Origin of the sequence: Microbacterium sp. (genome assembly GCF_031178525.1) — a bacterium.
Taxonomy (GTDB): domain Bacteria; phylum Actinomycetota; class Actinomycetes; order Actinomycetales; family Microbacteriaceae; genus Microbacterium.
The window spans coordinates 1-2,946 of the sequence record NZ_JAPSJA010000287.1 but is presented as its reverse complement, the minus strand read 5'-3'; the positions used below and the strand labels follow the sequence as shown (position 1 = coordinate 2,946).

3 protein-coding genes are annotated in these 2,946 nt (G+C 70.4%); 1 reads left to right on the top strand and 2 read right to left on the bottom strand.

Annotation, left to right across the window (positions count from 1 at the left end; all coding sequences use genetic code 11):
* Positions 1–1,089, top strand: a 1,089-nt coding sequence (locus RIF89_RS13270) for an XRE family transcriptional regulator (RefSeq protein WP_309069567.1), incomplete at its 5' end; no start/stop codon positions are given.
* Positions 1,090–1,210: 121 nt separating this feature from the next.
* Here RIF89_RS13270 and RIF89_RS13265 read toward each other — a convergent pair.
* Both RIF89_RS13265 and RIF89_RS13260 read right to left on the bottom strand, forming a co-directional pair.
* Positions 1,211–2,092: a bifunctional methylenetetrahydrofolate dehydrogenase/methenyltetrahydrofolate cyclohydrolase gene (locus tag RIF89_RS13265; protein ID WP_309069566.1), complete on the bottom strand. Its 882-nt coding sequence runs from the start codon at positions 2,090–2,092 to the stop codon at positions 1,211–1,213.
* 17 nt (positions 2,093–2,109) lie between these two features.
* Positions 2,110–2,946, bottom strand: an 837-nt coding sequence (locus tag RIF89_RS13260) for a serine hydroxymethyltransferase (RefSeq protein WP_309069565.1), incomplete at its 5' end; no start/stop codon positions are given.

The window sequence follows — 2,946 nt, the reverse complement described above, 5'->3', positions numbered from 1 at the left end:
CTGCACCGCGAGCTGCAGCGCCGCGAGAGCGAGGCGATCGCCACGCCCGAGGAGGCGCGCCGCGCCAACACCGAGCTGCGGCTGCGCATGCGCGACAGCCACAACTACCTGCCCGAGCTGGAGCAGCTGGCCGAGAAGCAGCTGCGTGCGGCGGGGCACACGCAGGGCGCGCTCACGCACCGCTCGGTGAGCATCATGGCCGAGCAGCTCGGTTTCTCGCTGATCTACGCCAACGACCTGCCGCCGTCGACGCGCTCGATCACGGACCTCGAGAACGGCCGGATCTACCTGCCGCCGGCGTCGATTCCCGGCGGGCACGGCCTGCGCTCCATGGCTCTGCAGGCCATGGCGCACCGCCTGCTCGGCCACAAGCCGCCGACGTCGTACGCCGACTTCCTGCAGCAGCGCCTCGAGATCAACTACTACGCCGCATGCTGCCTCATGCCGGAGGCGAACTCCGTGGCGTTCCTGCAGCAGGCGAAGAAGGACCGCAATCTCGCCGTGGAGGACTTCCGCGATGCGTTCGGCGTCACGCACGAGGCCGCCGCGATGCGCATGACGAACCTGATGACCGAGCACCTCGGCATGCCCCTGCACTTCCTGCGCGTGGGCGAGGCGGGACAGATCGAGCGCGTGTACGAGAACGACGGGCTGCCGCTCCCCGAGGACGTGACCGGATCGGTCGAGGGCCAGATCGTGTGCCGCAAGTTCGCCGCGCGCGACGCATTCGATCAGCAGAACCGCACGACCGAGCACTACCAGTACACCGACACCCCCACCGGGACGTTCTGGTGCTCGACGCAGACCGGCACGAGTGACCGCGGCGGCTTCTCGATCACGGTGGGCGTGCGCTTCGACGACGCGAAGTGGTGGCGCGGACGCGAGACCCAGAACCGCGAGGTCTCGACCTGCCCCGACGAGAGCTGCTGTCGCCGCGCCCCCGACGCCCAGTCGTCACGCTGGCGGGGTCGGGCCTGGCCGAGCGCGCGCGTGCACACGCACATCTTCGCCCCGCTCCCTCGCGGCCAGTTCCCCGGCGTCGACGAGACCGCGGTCTTCGAGTTCCTCGACCGTCACATCGACGCCTGAGCGAGGCGGCGAGCAGACCGGGCGCCTCGCCGGCCGGGCGCGCGCTTCCAGGAGATCCCGCGTTCTCAGGATGGGAACGCGGGATCCGCTCCTGAGAAAGCCGGGATCTGCGGAGAACGCGTCAGGCGACCGAGCGCTCGGCGGCCTCGACGACGTTGGTCATGAGCAGGGCGACCGTCATGGGGCCGACGCCGCCGGGGTTCGGCGAGAGCCAGCCTGCGACGCCCGCGACATCCGGGTGCACATCGCCGTAGACCTTCTGCTTGCCGGTCTCCGGATCGGCCTCGCGCGTCACGCCGACATCCAGCACGGCGGCGCCGGCCTTGACGTCCTCGGCCTGGATCAGGTGCTTGACCCCGGCGCCGGCCACGATCACGTCGGCCTGCCGCAGGTACGGCCCCATGTCCGGCGTGCCGGTGTGCACCTGCGTCACGGTCGCGTTCACGTCACGGCGCGTGAGCAGCAGCCCCATGGGCCGGCCGATCGTCACGCCGCGACCGACGACGACGACGTGCTTGCCCTTGAGGTCGTATCCGTTGCGCGTGAGCAGCTCGATCACGCCGCGCGGCGTGCAGGGCAGCGGCGTGGTGATCGGCTCGTTCACGTTCAGCACCAGACGCCCCAGGTTCGTCGGGTGCAGGCCGTCGGCGTCCTTCGCGGGGTCGATGCGTTCGAGGATGGCATCCGTGTCGAGGTGCTTCGGCAGCGGCAGCTGCACGATGTACCCGTGACACGAGGGATCGGCGTTCAGCTCGTCGATCAGCGCCTCCACCTGCTCCTGCGTCGCGTCGGCGGGGAGCTCGCGCTGGATCGAGTTCATCCCGATCGCCTCCGACTGCTTGTGCTTCATCCCCACGTACAGCTGCGACGCAGGATCGGCGCCGACCAGCACGGTCGCGATGCCGGGCGTGACGCCCTTCTCCCTGAGTGCGGCGACGCGCTCGGCCAGTTCGTCCTTGATCGCCTTCGCGGTGGCGGTTCCATCCAGCTTCTGTGCGGGCATGATCGGGAGCCTACCGATCAGAGGCCCGGGTACAGCGGGAAGGCGTCCGCGAGACGCGCGACGCGCTCCCGCAGGGCGAGAACGTCCGCGCCCGGCTGCAGGGCGCGCGCGATCACATCGGCCACCTCAGTGAACTCGGCATCGCCGAAGCCGCGCGTCGCGAGCGCGGGCGTGCCGATGCGCAGCCCGGACGTCGTCATGGGCGGACGCGGGTCGTTCGGCACCGAGTTGCGGTTGACGGTGATGCGGATCTCGTGCAGCAGATCCTCGGCCTGCTTGCCGTCGATCGCGGCGTCGCGCAGGTCGACGAGCACGAGGTGCACATCGGTGCCGCCCGAGCGGATCGAGATGCCCGCATCCGCGACGTCCTGCTGCGACAGGCGCTCGGCGATGATGCGCGCGCCGCGCAGCGTGCGCTCCTGACGGTCCTTGAACGCGGGGGTCGCGGCGAGCTTGAACGCGGTGGCCTTCGCGGCGATCACGTGCATGAGCGGACCGCCCTGCTGGCCAGGGAACACGGCGGAGTTGATCTTCTTCGCGATCTCGGCGTCGTTGCTCAGGATGAAGCCCGAGCGCGGGCCGCCGATCGTCTTGTGCACGGTCGACGACACCACGTGCGCGTGCGGCACGGGGCTCGGGTGCAGGCCCGCGGCGACCAGACCGGCGAAGTGCGCCATGTCGACCCACAGCAGGGCGCCGACCTCGTCGGCGATCGCACGGAACGCCGCGAAGTCGAGCTGGCGCGGGTATGCCGACCAGCCCGCGATGATCACCTTCGGCTTGTGCTCGAGCGCGAGGCGGCGCACCTCGTCCATGTCGACCAGCGACGTCTCGGCGTCCACCCCGTAGGCGAC

Excerpts from the sequence above, each read along its gene's own strand:
- RIF89_RS13265 (WP_309069566.1), bottom strand. The coding sequence starts at position 2,092 with ATGCCCGCACAGAAGCTGGATGGAACCGCCACCGCGAAGGCGATCAAG.